General features: G+C 64.4%; 7 protein-coding genes, 2 tRNA genes and 1 pseudogene. 4 read left to right on the forward strand and 6 right to left on the reverse strand.

Annotated features, from left to right (window positions below; translation table 11 throughout):
* Positions 1 to 37: 37 nt before the first annotated feature.
* From K1X41_RS16075 to K1X41_RS03240, 3 genes and pseudogenes are all read right to left on the reverse strand, one after another.
* Positions 38 to 1,200 (reverse strand): annotated as a pseudogene (locus tag K1X41_RS16075) (CDP-glycerol glycerophosphotransferase family protein); the annotation flags it as partial.
* A gap of 126 nt (positions 1,201 to 1,326) precedes the next feature.
* The gene (locus K1X41_RS03235; protein WP_258566622.1) at positions 1,327 to 3,207 is read right to left on the reverse strand and encodes a S1C family serine protease; all 1,881 of its coding nucleotides are present in this window, start codon (positions 3,205 to 3,207) and stop codon (positions 1,327 to 1,329) included.
* Positions 3,208 to 3,631: 424 nt separating this feature from the next.
* Complete coding sequence (locus K1X41_RS03240; protein WP_220175309.1) at positions 3,632 to 6,922, reverse strand: hypothetical protein; 3,291 nt, start codon at positions 6,920 to 6,922, stop codon at positions 3,632 to 3,634.
* Positions 6,923 to 7,255: 333 nt separating this feature from the next.
* On the opposite strand from K1X41_RS03240, the gene K1X41_RS03245 reads away from it, so the two are divergent.
* Both K1X41_RS03245 and K1X41_RS03250 read left to right on the forward strand, forming a co-directional pair.
* Positions 7,256 to 7,332 (forward strand) — tRNA-Met (locus K1X41_RS03245).
* A gap of 297 nt (positions 7,333 to 7,629) precedes the next feature.
* Positions 7,630 to 7,703: transfer RNA gene (locus tag K1X41_RS03250), tRNA-Met, on the forward strand.
* Positions 7,704 to 7,987: 284 nt separating this feature from the next.
* On the opposite strand, the gene K1X41_RS03255 is transcribed toward K1X41_RS03250, so the two are convergent.
* Complete coding sequence (locus K1X41_RS03255; RefSeq protein ID WP_220175310.1) at positions 7,988 to 9,217, reverse strand: MFS transporter; 1,230 nt, start codon at positions 9,215 to 9,217, stop codon at positions 7,988 to 7,990.
* Between the two features lie 195 nt (positions 9,218 to 9,412).
* On the opposite strand from K1X41_RS03255, the gene K1X41_RS03260 reads away from it, so the two are divergent.
* Complete coding sequence (locus K1X41_RS03260; RefSeq protein WP_133617891.1) at positions 9,413 to 10,000, forward strand: helix-turn-helix domain-containing protein; 588 nt, start codon at positions 9,413 to 9,415, stop codon at positions 9,998 to 10,000.
* A gap of 169 nt (positions 10,001 to 10,169) precedes the next feature.
* On the forward strand, positions 10,170 to 11,297 hold the full coding sequence (locus K1X41_RS03265) for an AAA family ATPase (protein ID WP_220175311.1): 1,128 nt from the start codon (positions 10,170 to 10,172) through the stop codon (positions 11,295 to 11,297).
* Between the two features lie 258 nt (positions 11,298 to 11,555).
* Here K1X41_RS03265 and K1X41_RS03270 read toward each other — a convergent pair whose 3' ends face one another.
* On the reverse strand, positions 11,556 to 14,549 hold the full coding sequence (locus K1X41_RS03270; RefSeq protein WP_220175312.1) for a UPF0182 family membrane protein: 2,994 nt from the start codon (positions 14,547 to 14,549) through the stop codon (positions 11,556 to 11,558).
* A gap of 100 nt (positions 14,550 to 14,649) precedes the next feature.
* On the reverse strand, positions 14,650 to 15,789 hold the full coding sequence (locus tag K1X41_RS03275; RefSeq protein WP_133617894.1) for a YlbL family protein: 1,140 nt from the start codon (positions 15,787 to 15,789) through the stop codon (positions 14,650 to 14,652).
* Positions 15,790 to 15,866: the final 77 nt, after the last annotated feature.

Below are 15,866 nucleotides of genomic sequence, written 5' to 3' on the forward strand. Positions count from 1 at the left end.
CTCCGTCCGGGAAGGCGTGGAACCGTGCTGCGAGCGCGCGCGTTTCGCTCTCCGCAGCACGGCGGACAGTCGCGCTCGACAGCAGCTCGGTCAGACGACGCAGCGTGCCGGCCCAGTCCTGTTCGACGCGACCTCCGCTCGTCACTTCAAGGGGTTCGTACAGGCCACGACTCGACGTGTAGCGTGCCAGATCCGGCGCGAACCAGACAATCGGTCGCCCGAGCAGGGAGTAGTCGAGAGCGATCGAAGAGTAGTCAGTGACAAGAAGGTCAATTCCACCGAGCACGGGCGTAATATCCCTGATCAGATCAGCACCGGCCAGGTGTACTCGTTCCCCGAGCAGGCCGTCGTACCCTCCGAGGCCAAGTGGATGGGAACGGATCAGTAGATGCGCATCGAGGCGTTCGAGTTCTGCAGTGATCTGCGCAGCTTCTGTGGCGCTCGGTACCGCGGGATCCGGTGCACCGTCTCGCCAGGTGGGTGCATAGAGGATGATGGTCGGGCTCGCGGCAATGCGACCACCAGCTTCGAGAGCAGTGTCGAGGGCCGTGCGCGCTGCAGCGCTGCTCTCGGGGTCAGCGGCGTGCTGGGCCAGTACGTCGTCGCGGGGTCGCCGAGCACGCGCACTTTGCCCGGAGCAACTCGGAATGCCGATCGCAGTCGGTCTGCTGCGAGCGGGGAGCCCGCAACATAGAGGTCGACCTCCTGCGCGCCTGCAAGGTACATTTTGCGCAGCAGAGCTCGCACCGGCGCCGGACCGCGCACGGTCGTGGTGACCGGGGAGTCGAGGTGAAGCCGTTTGAGCGGGGCGCCATGCCAGAGTTGGATCACACGTGCACCGCGGATTCCGAACCTGTTGACGTCACCGAGTCCGTGGGTGACGACGATCTGACCAGCGCGCAGGGTGCTCATGTATCCGGCCCACCCGGTGCGGAGCACTGGGGTGAACCCGGCCGCGCGCGCATCGTCTGCTTCACGCTCGCTGCTCACGAGCCAGGCGATCTCGGCGTCACTGTCCTGATCGCGCAGCGCACGGGCGACGGCGAGCGCGCCCTCCCCCACTCCGATTCCGCTGCCGAACACCCACCGGTTCCCGTCCCGAGGCACGCACCAGGAGAACAGAATCGAAAGCAGGTATTTGGGGATGGCGAGCAATTTTGAGAGATTGCCCTGCGCGAAGGTAAAGCCAGCGGTACTCATCGCTCACCACTGTAGAGGATGGAGACGGCAGAACGCCGCGGAGGTGATCCCTTCCCGTGGGATCACCTCCGCGGCGTGGCAGAGAACTGTGACTTTGGGTGGCGGAAGCGCCAGCCTAGGTGCGAGTTACCATTCGAGGTTGCCGAGCGTTGCTTCGACCTGCCCCGGCTTGCCGCCGCGTGTGTAGTCGATGGTGATTTTGCTGCCGCCCTCATGCATACGGATCAGAGCGGAGACAGATGTACCATCCACTGCCGAGACGCCGTCAACTGCGGTGATGACATCGCCGGCTTTGAGACCGGCCTTCGCCGCCGCGCCATCCTTCGTGACGTCCACGAGGAGGCCACCTGCGTGGTTCGCGTCTTCATCGTCGTCCTGGCTCGAATCAGCGACCGAGGCCCCGAGCAAGCCGTGGGACGGCTGCTCGCCTGCGATGATCGCGTCAGCAACACGCGCTGCGAGGTTCGAGGGGATCGCGAAGCCAAGCCCGTTACTTCCTGCGGTACCGCTTGAGGCCGAGGCAGACGCGATCGCCACGTTGATTCCGATCAGTTCTCCTGAGCCGTTCAGCAGTGCTCCACCTGAGTTGCCAGGGTTGATCGAGGCGTCAGTCTGGATCACGGGCAGCGTCACAGAGCCGCCGGTGGTCTGCTGCTGCTGTTGTTGCTGCTGCTCGCTCCCGTCGGGGAGACCGAAACGGAAGTCCCAAGGATTGCTCGGCTCACTCCCCTGGTCTCCCTGACCGTCTGGCTGCTGTGCCTGATCCTGCGGGATCAAGGGGCTGCCCACTGAGATCCCACGGTTCAGCGCGCTGACGACTCCGCTCGTGACCGTGTTCGCAAGGTTCAGCGGGGCACCGATCGCGACGGTGAGGTCACCGACATCAAGCTTGTCCGAATCCGCGACTTTGATCGCAGGAAGGCCGGTTGCGTCGACCTTCACCACCGCGAGGTCTGCGTACGGGTCGACACCAACGACATTGCCATCAAGGATTCGACCGTCACTGAGCTTCACGCGAACCGTTGCGCCCTCGAGCGCTGCACCGTCAAGAGTGACGACGTGAGCGTTGGTGACGATGTAGCCGTCTTCGCTGTAGATCACGCCGGAGCCTGAGCCGCTGGCCGTAGAACTTGCTACTTCGAGGGTGACGACGCTTGGCGTAGCCACCGCGGCAACGCCCGAGATCGCAGTCGCGTTCTCTGCGTTGTTCAGTGTGATTGCGCTGTTGCCCTGCGCTACGCTCTGCGGCGACACGTTCGAGGCCACAACCGCAGCGACGCCGCCGCCGACGACTCCGCCTAAGAGCGCGCCAATCGCAAGTCCGGCGAGCAGCGCGCCCGTGCGACTCTTCGGGTGGTTGTCTTTGGTCGCCTGGGCTGTGGGGGCCGCACCAAACGCCGCGCCGGGCTGGCTTGCGTCATGGTGCTGTCCTGGCGTGGCGCCCATGTTGTGCGGAGTGCCGGGGGCAACGCCGTGAGCCGCACCGGGAGCCTGGGAGACATCACCCAGCTGGACAGTCGGCTGGTTGGCCGTTGGCTGATGGGCGGGCTGGCTGCCGGGAGCCGCGGCCTCGTATCCCGCATTCTGTGGGTGGGCGCTGCCCGGAACGTGCTGCGGTGCCTGAGCCTGAGCCGCAGCGGCATCCGAGGTTGGCGCCGCCGCCGAAGGAGCAGTAAATGTCGGAGCCACCGGGGGCGTTGTTGCGGCTGCTGCAGGCGCTACCTGCGCTGCTGGTGCGGCAGGGTGTGCCGCTGCGGCAGGGTGTGCCGCTGCGGCAGGGTGTGCCGCTGCAGCAGGCGCGGCTGCTTCTGTGTGGTGCGGCGCAGGAGGCTGCACTGCTTCGGGCGCAAGAAACTCAGGCACCTGCGGGGCGGCAGGAAGCTGATCGTTCGATGCTCCGCCCGTATTTGAGGCTTCCGCGGGGAACGCTGCTTCAGCGCGACCCTCAACGGGCTGCTTCGGCGCATCTTCGCGGTCAGTATTCTGGTGCTCTGGGGTGGTGGTCATGTGAGCTCCCTTCTTATGGCTCCAGCTTGGCGAGGCAGTCTATGAATTCCGTAAGTGGACTCTGCACGTCAGCTGGAGATTCATTCGCCTCGATCCTACTGAGCGGAAGCGACACCACCTGCACCGCTCACCCGAGCAGTGTCGAGAGCTCCGAAAGAGCCACGCGCGCGCCACCGAGTGCGCGCTGCGTTGATCGCTCCGGCGACCGCACCGCAGGAACCAGGATCCCCAGAGCGCGGTCGCCGGCAGCCAACAGCCTGGGGCGTCGCGGCTCGATTGCAGGGAGAGGGAGGCGCTGGAGGAACGAGAAGTCCCAACCCCACGCCGTGGCGGTAGGAACTTCTGGGCGGTCCTGAGCCCCGGGCCTTCGATCACGGCCGCGAGCCCGGCAGAACTCCGCCGCTCTGCCGGCCCCGCCACCGCGCTACTCTTCCTTCCGCTGTGACTCCCGACGCACGATCACGCCCCAGCCGATCGCCAGCCCCAGGAGCAGCAACAGGCCTGCTCCGAGCAACGCGGGAAGTATGACTGCTCCTCCGGTCATGGCGAGCGGAGCCGGCGGCAGCGCCGGACGATCTGGGGACTCGGGGCGGGTCTCCACCGGCGGTATGGCACTGACTGTAAAGCGCTCACTCGCGGCGCCGCACTCGCCGACGTGGACGATGTAGTCCTGATCGTTTTCGCGCATCAGCAGCGTCTCCACAAAGCCCCCTGCCCCGACGTGTTCAGCTGTTGTCACTGTCCGTTTCGAGGTGTACCTTCCTGGTCCCGAGACAGGCACTCCCTCGAAGTCTGAGAGGGACTCGATCACGCGATCTGGCACGCAGGCGAGCACCCCGTCGGCGCCTTCAGCGTACGCAGTGAAGGTGACTCGAAAACTCACCCCCGCACGCTTCCCGAGACGCCCCTCCACAATCGCCGCGTCGTACAGTTCCTCTCCCAGAGTCACGGTTCCCGCGGATTCCGTGCGCACACGCGGCGGCTGGATCGTCGTGGTCTCGCTGGGGTCACCGCACGTGCCGCGAGCGAGTTCAACGACGTTGCCCTCGCTGCGCTGCAGCAGCACTGCCACCCACCACACCGTGTCCCCATACTCGGGAAGAGCGGTCACCTCTGACGAGGTGTATTCGCCTGCCTGGGTGATAGCGATCGGGTCGGTCTTGAAGATCTCATTCTCGGGGACGCAGAGCGCAGCGGAGGTCGCGCCTTCGCTGGCTACGCCTCGGTACCCCTCGAACACCAGCTCGTGGGAGACGCCATCACGCTGCGACAGTTCCCCGGTGATCTCCGCAACATCTTCCATCGCTTCCCCGATCGCGGCCACCGCACTTGCCCGCGTGCTGAGCTCGGGCCCGCTGATCACCGTGGTCTCGTCGACGGCCCCGCACTCGCCGACGCTTACGGGGATCCGCTCCTCACCTTCAATGAGCCAGAGCGTCTCCACCCACCACACCGTGCCAATCCAGTCGAATGGCACCGTGTGTTCCTCAGAACGATACTTCCCCGGGCCGGTGACCGGTGTTGCCGCCGTTTCAAACAGAAGATTCTCCGGGGTGCACAACGGCACCTCGTTGTTTTGGTCCTCGTTCAGGCTCTTTTTCCCCGGACTATCGGCCTTCCCCGGGTTATCGTCCAGTTCCGCCGGTTCAAGCGCTTGCCCCACGACCTCTGAGCCCGGAGTCTCGTGCGACGCGGTCGGGCCGCGGTAGGCAGCAAAGGTGAGTTCCCACCGCGCGTCCGAAGAACTCTTCACATCACCCGTCACCATCGCAGTATCGCCAATGCGATCGCCCACGACGGCAGTTTCGGGTGCGAGGGTCGACACTTCTGGCCGGCCAACCACACTCGTTTCGGTTTCGAGCCCACACGCCCCTCGGTGCAACGCTTTTGGCCCGGCAGGAGTTTCCCAGTAGAGGGTTTCTACCCACCAAATCTGTGTGCCGTGCTCCCACCGCGCGACAAACCCTGGGGACGTAACCTCTCCCGGGCCTTCTACGGGCAATCGCTCAGAGCGGAAGATCCGGTTCCCCGGAGCGCACAGAGGCTCGCCTACCTCAGATTCCGCGGCACGATACGCTTCGAAACGCAGGCTGTAGCTGGCGTTCGGGGCAAAACGCCCAGTGACGGTTGCAACATCGGTCACCACCTCACCCAGCATCACTGACGCAACAGCAGCCGTGGTCACGCCGGGCTGTTCAATTGCGGTGCGCTCATTCGCGGCGCCGCACTTGCCCTGATGCACAGTGCGCCCACCAGAACGGATTCGCTCCACCCAGTTCACCGTGCCCGCTGAGCGCACCGTGACTGGCTTCGTGTGGTATTCCCCGACGCGCGAGACCACAATCCCGCCTTCGCGATACACGGGCTGTGCAACACAGCGCTGCGCGGCGCTCATATTGGCGATCTCCTCCGCGGACCACACCAGCGGTTCGCGCCGCTCTTCCATGAGGGGCTCGCGCCGAGGAGGCGACCCGTCTCCGGTGCGAACGCTTGCGTCGCCGCCCTCATCGCCGACCGCGCCTCCAGGCGCTCCGTCGTCCCCTTCTACTGAGTCGCCGGTACCATCGCTGGCCCCAGAACCGCCGGGAATTGGACCCCGGCCCGGCAGTTCGGTCCACAGCAGCTCCTGCGTCTCAGGATCCCGCGCCTGCACCATGTGCGGCTCACCCAACAACGGTTCCCAATCCGGACCATATTTCACGCTGCCGGCGACGGGCTCCAGGTACGCAGTGAAGTCCGCGACAGCGTTAGGCCAGATTCTGGCGCGAGTGTCTTGCATTTCGGTCACGATGAGGGTGTCACGCATCGTGCCGCCAATCTCCGCAGATGCTTGGGCCTGCGAGGCAGCATCGGGATCCGCGAACGGCGGCGGGATGGTCCGAGCCACGGTGTCGAATCGACCTCGGGCATGGGTGCCATTCGAGCGACCAGTGGCAACTGCAAGTCGCTGCCCGACCGCTCCGCTCGCAGTCGAGGTGTTGTATATATCGATGATTGGTTCCCAGCCTCGTGTGCCCTGGGTACGCCAGGAACCGGTGACCTCAATCTTCCGAGCACCAGGCACGGCTTGGACATATCGTGCGCTTGCGCCGGTATCGGCAACATCGACCGTCGCTGTGCCGGTCCGGAGAAACACGCCGCCACGTACCGAGAGGTCGCGGGTGCCCGCGGGGTATGCCACTCGGTATTTCCCCGCTTTGCCCGCGGGGTCTGGGGCAATGACGAGCTTGCCCGTGACCTTTTGGGGACTCCCTGGCGCTTTCGCTTCTCTCCGAGCCTCGGTGGTTAGTGCGTCGGACGCAGCGATCAGCGCGCGGCCTTTGGCCGACCTCTGGAGCGTGTCGATCTTCGCATTGAGGAACGGGTTTCCGGCTTTGAAATTCTCGCGCATGCGCCAGATCGTGAGCTGCACTGCTGCGGCGGTCCATGCGTCTTTGCGCTGACCAGGTCCATCCATGAGGTAGTTGATCTGGCGCATTCCATTCACGTCACCCCAGGAATGGAACTTGCCCGACCGGCCAGGCATTTCGCGCACTCTCCCCGCCTCAGACATGTACCCCGACGGCTCCCCCAGCTGGATCTCGATGCAATAGGCGCGTGTGCCGTTCGGCATCACGTAGTTCGAGATCGTGAGTCCTCCGGGAAAGGTGACGGCCTCTCCGCGAGGAACGGCAGTAGCGGGCCGCTCATCCGCCACGATTCCCCCGGTCATCATCACGACTCCGATCAGCGCTCCGCACACCAGTCGTCTCGTCCGAGCCCGGCGCTGTTTCTCCCGCTTGCACCATTGCCACCGGGACGTATCGCGGGGGCAGAGACGCGTTCGTTCTCGCCATTGGAACCAAGTCGCACCACTGCTCCGGCACTGCACACCTGTCACAGCTTTTCCCTTCGATCCAGCACCTGAGTGGTGCGCGGGCCCCACCTCGTGCGGAGCTTGTCCACCGATGATGGGCTGCTCCGAGGGCCAGCGCGACACGCCATCCACAGACGGAAAGCGGCCTCGATTCGTGCTCTCTGAACGGTCGTGCTACAGTAATTGATGTGCCGCGGGGTGGAGCAGTTCGGTAGCTCGCCGGGCTCATAACCCGGAGGTCGTAGGTTCAAATCCTGCCCCCGCAACCATGAGAAAGGCCCCTGATCTGGAATTCGTTCCAAGATCAGGGGCCTTTCGCTTTCCCTGCGCGCGCTCACATTTCGGCTCGAGTCCACTCGCCTGCGCTCCGGACGCCGATGCTCGGCTCGGGCCTCGCTCCCCCGGGCTCATGCCTGAGCAGCAGTACTCGTGCCTCGAGCTTCGATAGTTGGCGTGAGAAAGCGTTCTGGATCCACCTGTGGACGAAGATAGCGCGGGCCGCAACACGCCCCCAAACCCGCCAGTTCGCTGCCTCCAGGGTGCACCCTGTAGGCTAATAAACGTATCGCGGGGTGGAGCAGTTCGGTAGCTCGCCGGGCTCATAACCCGGAGGTCGTAGGTTCAAATCCTGCCCCCGCAACTGAAATGCGGTCGTTGCACCGCCACGGCACCCGGGCCCACATGAAGTGGGACCGGGTGCTTTTTTGCGAGCAATTGCATGAAGCACCGAGTGTGCGAAACCGCCACTGCCTGCCCGCGGGCAATTCGTTTCGCACGAAGCGGTATGGCACGCCGACTCATCTACGGGGGCCTACAGGTGGCACCGAACGGTGTCAGCTCGCTGCGTCTGAGGTGACGCGGGCTGCGCCCCGCCTCAGTTTCTTCCGAGCAGATGATGGCCGCAGCCTGGTGCACGAGATCATGTCACCGCACTTCTCCCGTAGCGAGCCGCGTTGTGCGAGCGCCACTCCAGGCGACGGCAAGCGCAAGCCCCACGAAACCGGCCCCCAGCGCGAAGGCCATCTGGGCCCCTCCGAACGCGGCTCCGGTCGCCCCTCCCCCTGATGCGACGACATCGTCGAACACTGCTCCGTACAGCGCACCCATAACTGAGGCTCCTGCGATCAAACCCAAGTTGCGCGACAGACTCAGCAGTCCAGACGCTGCGCCACGGGTCTCGCGACTCGCCTTCATCAGCGCCGCAGTGTTGTTTGCCGCGAGGAAGAGCTGGTAGCCGGGAGTCAATATGACCAGGGCGATGAGATACCCCGCGAGGCCAAGCAGCATGGGCAATGAGACAAGTGCGAGCATTCCCGCAACCATGATCCCCAGGCCCACTGCGGTGCTCCATGTCGCCCCTCGTCGATCGACGACTCGACCAGCGAACACCCCCGAGACTGCCGCGACCGCAGGGCCGAGCGCCATTGCAAGGCCGATGGACCCAACTGAGAGCCCCAGTCCTGCTGCGAGAAAGAAGGGGCCCACGATGAGCGTGCTCATCATCACGGTTGCCACGAGCAGATTCATAATGAGCGCCGCAGTGAAGGGCCAGTCGCGGAGCAGCCCGAGCGTTCCCAAGCGAACAGGACCGCGGACAATTGCGCTCGAACCCGGCGTCCCCGTGTCCGGCAGAGCGAGTGCAAGCGGACGACTCAGGAGCGCAAGTGCTGCAAGCCCCACGGGGACCACTCCATAGAACATCGACTGCCACCCCCAGAGTTCAAGCAGGAGACCGCCCGCAGCGGGTCCGAGCGAGGTGCCGACTGCGGCGGCGGCGCCCAGCGCACCCATGAAGGCGCCGAGGCGCGTGGTGCCTCCCAGATCACGTGCGAGTGCCAGCGGGAGCGCAACAAGGACCGCGGCTCCCACCCCCTGGACCGCTCGTGCGCCGATGAGAGTCGCGAAAGAGGGTGCCGCTGCACACGCGAGTGTGGCAATGAGAAAAACACCCATCCCCATCACAAGTGTGCGTTGTCGCCCGAGCCGGTCACCGAGGCGCCCGACCTGTACTGCTGTTGCCGTCATCGTCAGCAGGTAGGAGAGGACCACCCACTGAGCTTGGGCCGGTGCGACGGCGAACTCGCGTGCGAGCGAGGGCAGCGCCACGTTCGCGATGCTCGTACCGAGAGCGGCGAGCAGGGCTGCAAGGGTCAACCCCGCAATACTGCGCCTCTTGGCTCGCAGCTGCTGCCGAGTCGGCACGTGGGGCACCGGCGAGTGGGGAGGCGAGCTGGGCGCAGCTTGCGGGCTGTGGTTCGATGCGGCATTCACGCCTTCAGCTTGCGCAATGTGGTGCGATTTCAGCAATACTCGTTGCTGATTTGGGGACAGTGTGATGAAGTTCAGCATATGACTACACTTCCGAACGTCGTCGCTGACGCCCTGGACAGAGTCGCCCCCAGGCTGCGCCTGCTTCGTGAACAACGCGGCATGAGCCTGTCAGAGCTCTCGGCGCTCACCGACGTCTCGAAAAGCACACTTTCCCGGTTGGAAACGGGCCAACGCCGTCCGAGCCTTGAGCTCCTTCTTCCGCTCTCACAGGTGTATCGGGTGCCGCTCGACGAACTCGTGGGGGCTCCGCCCACAGGCGATCCTCGTATCCGACTGCGTCCGCGGCTCGTCAACGGACGCGTGGTGGTGCCACTCACACAGCACTCTGGCGGGCAACACGCCTGGAAAATCGTGATCCCCGCACAGGCCAGCGTTCCTGATCCGAAAGCCCATGACGGCTACGAGTGGCTGTATGTGCTCAGCGGACGGCTGCGCCTCGTGCTCGGCGACCGTGATCTCGAACTCGGTACTGGCGAAGTCGCCGAATTCGATACGGGCGAGCCCCACTGGTTCGGGAGCACCGGCTCAGAGCCCGCTGAGGTGCTGAGCCTCTTTGGCCCACATGGCGAACGCGCTCACACCCGAGCGGACGTGGCGCAGCAGTAGCTGGTGGCGCACTTGCGCAACGAAACGAACCCCTATCCAGCGGCAGAGCCCCCTGCGCGAGAATGAGCGCTGCCGAGATACCCAGCACGCGCTCCAGCGTCAGACAGGGGCTCACACGTCGCACCCACCCACATCGCACAATGTCAGAGGCCCGCAATACAGTGGTGGCATGATCCGGACTCTGGCCATTGAGAACTACCGCTCACTGCGTGAGGTCACGCTCGATCTTGCCCAACTCACCGTGGTCACTGGCGCGAATGGCACCGGGAAATCAAACGTATATCGCGCTCTGCGGCTCCTCGCCGACGTGATTCGCGAGGGTGCCCTCAACTCTCTGGTGGCAGAAGGCGGGCTCCGCAGCGCTCTCTACGCCGGCGACCGAGACACTTCGAAACCCGTCGCACTCCGCCTCGGGATCGCGACAGACGACCTCTCGTACGCGATCGACCTGGGGCTTCCGCAACTGCCAGCCCTCAGCGTGCCGGGTGTCTCGCGAGTCCTGGATCCTGAGGTCAAGAACGAAACCGCGTGGCACGGCCCGATCCTTCGCCCTTCCGCCATTTTCGCTGAGCGCCGCTCGCTCGCAGTCCGGCTCAGGAACGACGCAGGCGCGCTCGCGGTGAGTGATTGGCGCGTGCGAGAGAGCGAATCCATGCTCGCGACACTCGCGTCGCCGACGGAGACGCCTGAGCTCTTTGCGCTGCGAGAATCGGCGCGCCGATGGCGGTTCTACGATCATCTCAGAACCGACCCCGATGCCCCCGCGCGCCGGCCGGGCCCGGTGAGCTTCACCCCGGTTCTTGACCCCCTCGGGGGAAACCTGCCGGGTGCGCTCGCAACTGTGCTCGGCATCGGCGACGGGGACAGGCTGCAACGTGCGATCTCCGATGCGTTCGACGGTGCCTCTGTGACACTCGAGGGCGACGACTTCGGGATCGGGCGCGTGTGCTTCCACCAGCCGGAACTCAAACGCTCGGTCAGCGCAGCTGAACTCTCCGATGGCACGCTCCGCTTCATCCTGCTGGCCACGGCACTCCTCACTCCCCGCCCGCCCGAGCTCCTCGTGCTCAACGAGCCAGAGGGCAGCCTGCACCCGAGCCTCCTCCCGGCCCTGGCAAGATTGATCATCAATGCGGCGCGTGAGAGCCAGATCATCGTGGTCACCCACGCCGAACCGCTCGTGCGCGCGCTCGCCGACGAATCGAAACAGATCAAACTACTGAAACCCGGCGGAGACACCCACATAGAAGGGCAGCTCCGGTTCGAGGGGCCCGCCTGGCACTGGCCGAAACGCTAGCCGGATCACCAACGCCAACACACACACACGCCGGCACCGGTAGCGGCACCAACACCGGCACCGGTAACGGCACCAACACCGGCACCGGTACGAGCACCGGCGCCAACACCAGCGCCAACACATACAGACCCAGACCCAGACACAGACCCAGACCCAGACCCAGACCCAGACCCACACCAACACACACCAATACACACACAGCGGCCCGGCACTCGATCCTCGAATCGTGTGCCGGGCCGCTGTATTCCCGCCTGAGTGCTAGCTGCCCTGCAGCGCGTTCTCCAACGCATCGCGGAGGCGCTCATCCGCCTCACCGTACGCAGTCCAGTCGCCGTCCTTCATCGCCTTGTCACGATCCTGGATGGCCTGCTGCATTTCCTGCAGCACCGGTGACAGCGGATCCGAAGAGCCACCGTCCGATGCGCCCGAATCGCCGGTGTCCCCCGTCCCCGCGTCATCACCAGGAACGATCGGCACATCACCGTCGCCGGCGTTCGCGCCCGAGTTGCCGCCGAATAGCTCGTCCAACGCTGCATCGAGTGTGTCCTCGAACGCGATTTCATCGCCGAACGAAACCAGCACCTTCTGTAGGATCGGGAAGCTCGTACCGGAGGACGCCTTCACGTACACAGGCTGCACGTAGAGCAGGCCGCCGCCAACCGGCAGCGTCAGCAGGTTCCCGCTGATGACCTTGCTCTCACCCTGGCGCAGGATGTTCAGCAGGTTTGAGACCTTCGAATCGGTCGTGAAGCTGTTCTGCACCTGGCCGGGACCGGGGATCGAGTTGCTCTTCGGCAGGGTGAGCAGCTTCAGCGTGCCGTAGTCCTCCGAAACAGTGCCGTCCTTCGAGCCGGCGTTCGAGTTCGCCGCGAGATACCCGGTGAGGATATCGCGCTGACCCTCGCCACTGGCGTCTGGGATGTAGGTCGAGTAGATCGAGAAGTTCGGATCAGCATCTGCCCCTGCCGCAAGCGTCAGGTAGTACGGAGGCTGAGCGAGCTTCGTGGCGTCGGCCGTGGCGGTCGATACCGGATCGTTCGGCGTGCGCCAGCGATCCTCTGCCGAGTAGAACGCATCTGCGTCGGTAACGTGGTACTCACCGAGCATGGCGCGCTGCACCTTGAACATGTCAGCCGGGTAGCGGACGTGGCTGAGCAGCTGTCCGCTCATCTCCGAAACATCTTTGAGTGTGCCGGGGAAAATCTTGCCCCACGACTTCAGCAGCGGATCCTCGGAATCCCACGCATAGAGCGATACCTTGCCGTCATAAGCGTCAACGGTCGCTTTGACAGAGTTGCGGATGTAGTTGATCGGCTTCGGCATTGGGTCACGCGCGCCGCTCGATGCGTCAACTGTGAGGGCGTTCATGTCCTTGGACTCGGAGTATGGGTAGTTGTCCGAGGTCGTGTACCCGTCAATGATCCAGACGATCCGGCCGTCAACCACGGACGCATACGGTGCTTTGTCGAGGGTGAGGTACGGCGCAACTTTCTGCACGCGTTCCACCGGGTTGCGGTCGTAGAGGATCTGCGATCCGTCGACCACGGCACCGGAGAGGAGTACCTCCATGTCCTGGAACTTCAGCGCGTAGATCAGCTTCGTGAAGATATTGCCGAGCTCCGGGCCACCGTCGCCAGCGAAGGTCGTCATGTTCTGACGCCCACCCTCAGCCGGCTCGTCCACCACTTCAGCTTCGCCGGCAGCAGCAGCATCATCAGCTGCGGGATCGGCGGGCGTCGGATCATCCGCCGTGGCTTCTGCGCCGCTCTCTGCATCGGCCGGGAAGTCCAGCTCGATCGACTTGGTCCGTTCTCCGCCAACGATGGAGTAGGTCGGCGAATTCATGCCGAAGTACACACGGGGCTCAAACTTGCCGAGCTTGCCACTCGTGGGGATTCCGTTTTCAAGGAACACCGGCTCGCCGCCTGGCGAGCGCTGGTTGCCGTATGCCCCGACAAGACCGTAGCCGTGAGTGTAGACGAGCGTGCGGTTGAACCAGCCAGCCTGGTCCGTGATGTTGATATCACGCACCGCAGTCACCGCGTCTTCAACCTGGCCGTCGATCTCATAGCGGTCAACGCTCAGCGACGTCGGGAACTGGTAGTACTGGCGGATCTGCTCGAGCTGCGAGAACGTCGGCGAGACGACCTCGGGGTCGATGATACGAATATTCGCGGTCGCTACAGCATCGTCACGCAGTGCACCCGGCTCAGCGTCGGTTACCGCGTCGTAGCGCTCAACGTCAACATCATCGATCCCGTACGCCACCCTGGTGGCGGCGATATTGCGCTCGATGTATTCGGACTCCAGACTCTTCTCGTCTGGGCGCACCTGGAACTGCTGCACAGCCCAGGGGTAGCCGATGCCGAGCACGATACTCGACACGAGGAACAGCGCGGTGCCCACGACGGGGAGCCGCCATTTGCCGGTAAATGCTGTGATCAGGAACAGGATCGCCACAATGATCGCGATTCCCGCGAGGATCTGTTTGCCCGGGATCACAGCGTGGACATCCTGGAACATTGCGCCGGTGCGGAGACCGGTGGTGTTCGTGAGGGAGCGGTACTGATCCAGCCAGAGGCTCACAGCCTGCAGCAACAGATACACCGTCGCCAAGACGGCCGCCTGGATCCGAGTGGACTTCGAGACACGCACGTCGCGGCCCGCGAACGCAATGCCACCGTACAGGTAGCTTGTGGCGACGCCTGCGAGGAGAGCAATCATGGTGACCGCTGAGGCGAAGCTCACGATGCCCTGGAGCATCGGAAGGTCAAAGAGGAAGAACGAGATATCAAACCCGAACTGGGCGTCTTTCTCGCCCGTCGGAGAGCTGTTGAGCCACAGCAGTGCGCTCTGCCACTGCGCAGCAGTGCTGACACCAGCGAAGAGGCCGATCACAGCCGGCAGACCCCACTTGACGAGGCGCCGCAGCGGCTCAAAGAGTTCTTGGTAGCGGTCGAGCTGCGCCGTGAGGCGAGCATAGACGGGCCGTTTGCGATACGCGATGTCGATCGCGAAGAACAGCGGGACCGCCATTGCGAGGAAACCGATGACGAACATCACCGCCGCGGCGATCCACTGTGTCGTCAATACGGGGAGATATCCGGTCTGCCGAAACCACAGCACCTCAGCCGTCACCGCAGCAACCGCGAGGAAGCCGAGAATCAGGATCACCACCAAAATGATGGTGGCGGCGAGTGGGGAGATACGGCGCGGACGGGCGGCCTGAGCTTCTGCGTTCTGGTCGGTCACGTCTCTGAGTACTTTCCTGTCCTGGGTGCACCAAAAGGTGCCGGGCGGGTTCCGCGGAACAGCCTACCGTTCCGCGCTGACAATCATCCGGGTCCGCGTGTCACTGATCTGCTACGGAGCAGCGTTCGACGCCGGCGACTTCCTTGCCAGCGACTGTGTCCTCGATCGCCGCCACCGCCTCACTGAGCGTCGCCACCGGCGCGACGGTGAGCCCGCCGGGGAGACGGGCCGGAAGATCGCCGCAGTTGTCGAGCGGCATGAGGAAGAGATCGCTCTCGGCACGTTTCGCGGCCCAGATCTTCTGCTCGAGCCCCCCAATCGCGCCGATGGCCCCCGTGTCGGATACCGTCCCAGTTCCGCTGACGGCTTTTCCGTCGAGCATCGCCCCCGGGGTGAGCTGATCAATGATGCCGAGCGCGAACATCATGCCTGCACTCGGGCCTCCGATTTCGGAGAGGCTGATGTCTACTTCGGCCGGAAGCTCGTAGTACGTCGTGATGATGGCGCCGATCAGTGGATCCTTCCCTCCCTCCGGCACAGCGGGGCGCAGCGTAAGGTTCACTTCAGCGTCGTCTCGGAGCACGGTGATGCGGAGCTCGTGTTCCGCACCCGACTCGACGATCGCTGCTCGGAGCTCGGCGAAATCTGCGATGGGTTCTCCGTTCACACGCTGCAGCACATCACCCTCGCGCAGCACACCATCGGCGGGCCCGTCCGCCGTGACTGCGGCAATGGCGAGTTCTGCGGTAACCGGCTCCCCCAGTTGCCGAAATGCGGCGGCGGCGGCCTGCGCCTGCGAGGACTGCATTTGCACAGTGCCCTGCGCCTCCCGGTCTTTGAGCGAGCTACCCTCCGGATAGAAGTCGGTGCGCGGGGCGATCCGCTGCGACGGGTCGAACAGTGCTGGCACGAGCGAGAGCCAACTCGCCGGACGTTCGGGGCTGCCCACGAGCGAGACTGTGAGCAGGTTGAGTGCTCCGTCAGTCGGGAACGTTTCGGCGTCCGGGATGGAGATCACTGGCTTCGTCTCGCCCTCGATCTGCACGTCCCCGAGCGTGTTCACGACGGGCCCAGGCCGCTCGATTGTGTACGGTGACGGAATCACCGCGGCAAGGAGCAGCGCGCACGCCGCAGCAGCGATGAGCAGCGATCCGCGTGACCGGCGTCGAGCCCGCCCCACCTCGCTCGAATTCTCGACATCTCCGTAGTCGCCCAACTCACTCCCTGGTGTCTTCGGCATCAGCCCTGTTCGCACTCGGCGCAATGGAAATCGACGAGCGTGCGCCAATCTAGCAGGCAGAACTGACCAGTGTGCCG

It is taken from the genome of Leucobacter luti (assembly GCF_019464495.1).
Taxonomy (GTDB): Bacteria; Actinomycetota; Actinomycetes; order Actinomycetales; family Microbacteriaceae; genus Leucobacter; species Leucobacter luti_A.

What these genes read in the sequence shown, in the direction of transcription:
- K1X41_RS03235 (WP_258566622.1), bottom strand. Translation starts at nt 3,207, where the DNA reads ATGACCACCACCCCAGAGCACCAGAATACTGACCGCGAAGATGCGCCG.
- K1X41_RS03240 (WP_220175309.1), bottom strand. Translation starts at nt 6,922, where the DNA reads ATGATGACCGGGGGAATCGTGGCGGATGAGCGGCCCGCTACTGCCGTT.
- K1X41_RS03260 (WP_133617891.1), top strand. Translation starts at nt 9,413, where the DNA reads ATGACTACACTTCCGAACGTCGTCGCTGACGCCCTGGACAGAGTCGCC.
- K1X41_RS03265 (WP_220175311.1), top strand. Translation starts at nt 10,170, where the DNA reads ATGATCCGGACTCTGGCCATTGAGAACTACCGCTCACTGCGTGAGGTC.
- K1X41_RS03275 (WP_133617894.1), bottom strand. Translation starts at nt 15,789, where the DNA reads ATGCCGAAGACACCAGGGAGTGAGTTGGGCGACTACGGAGATGTCGAG.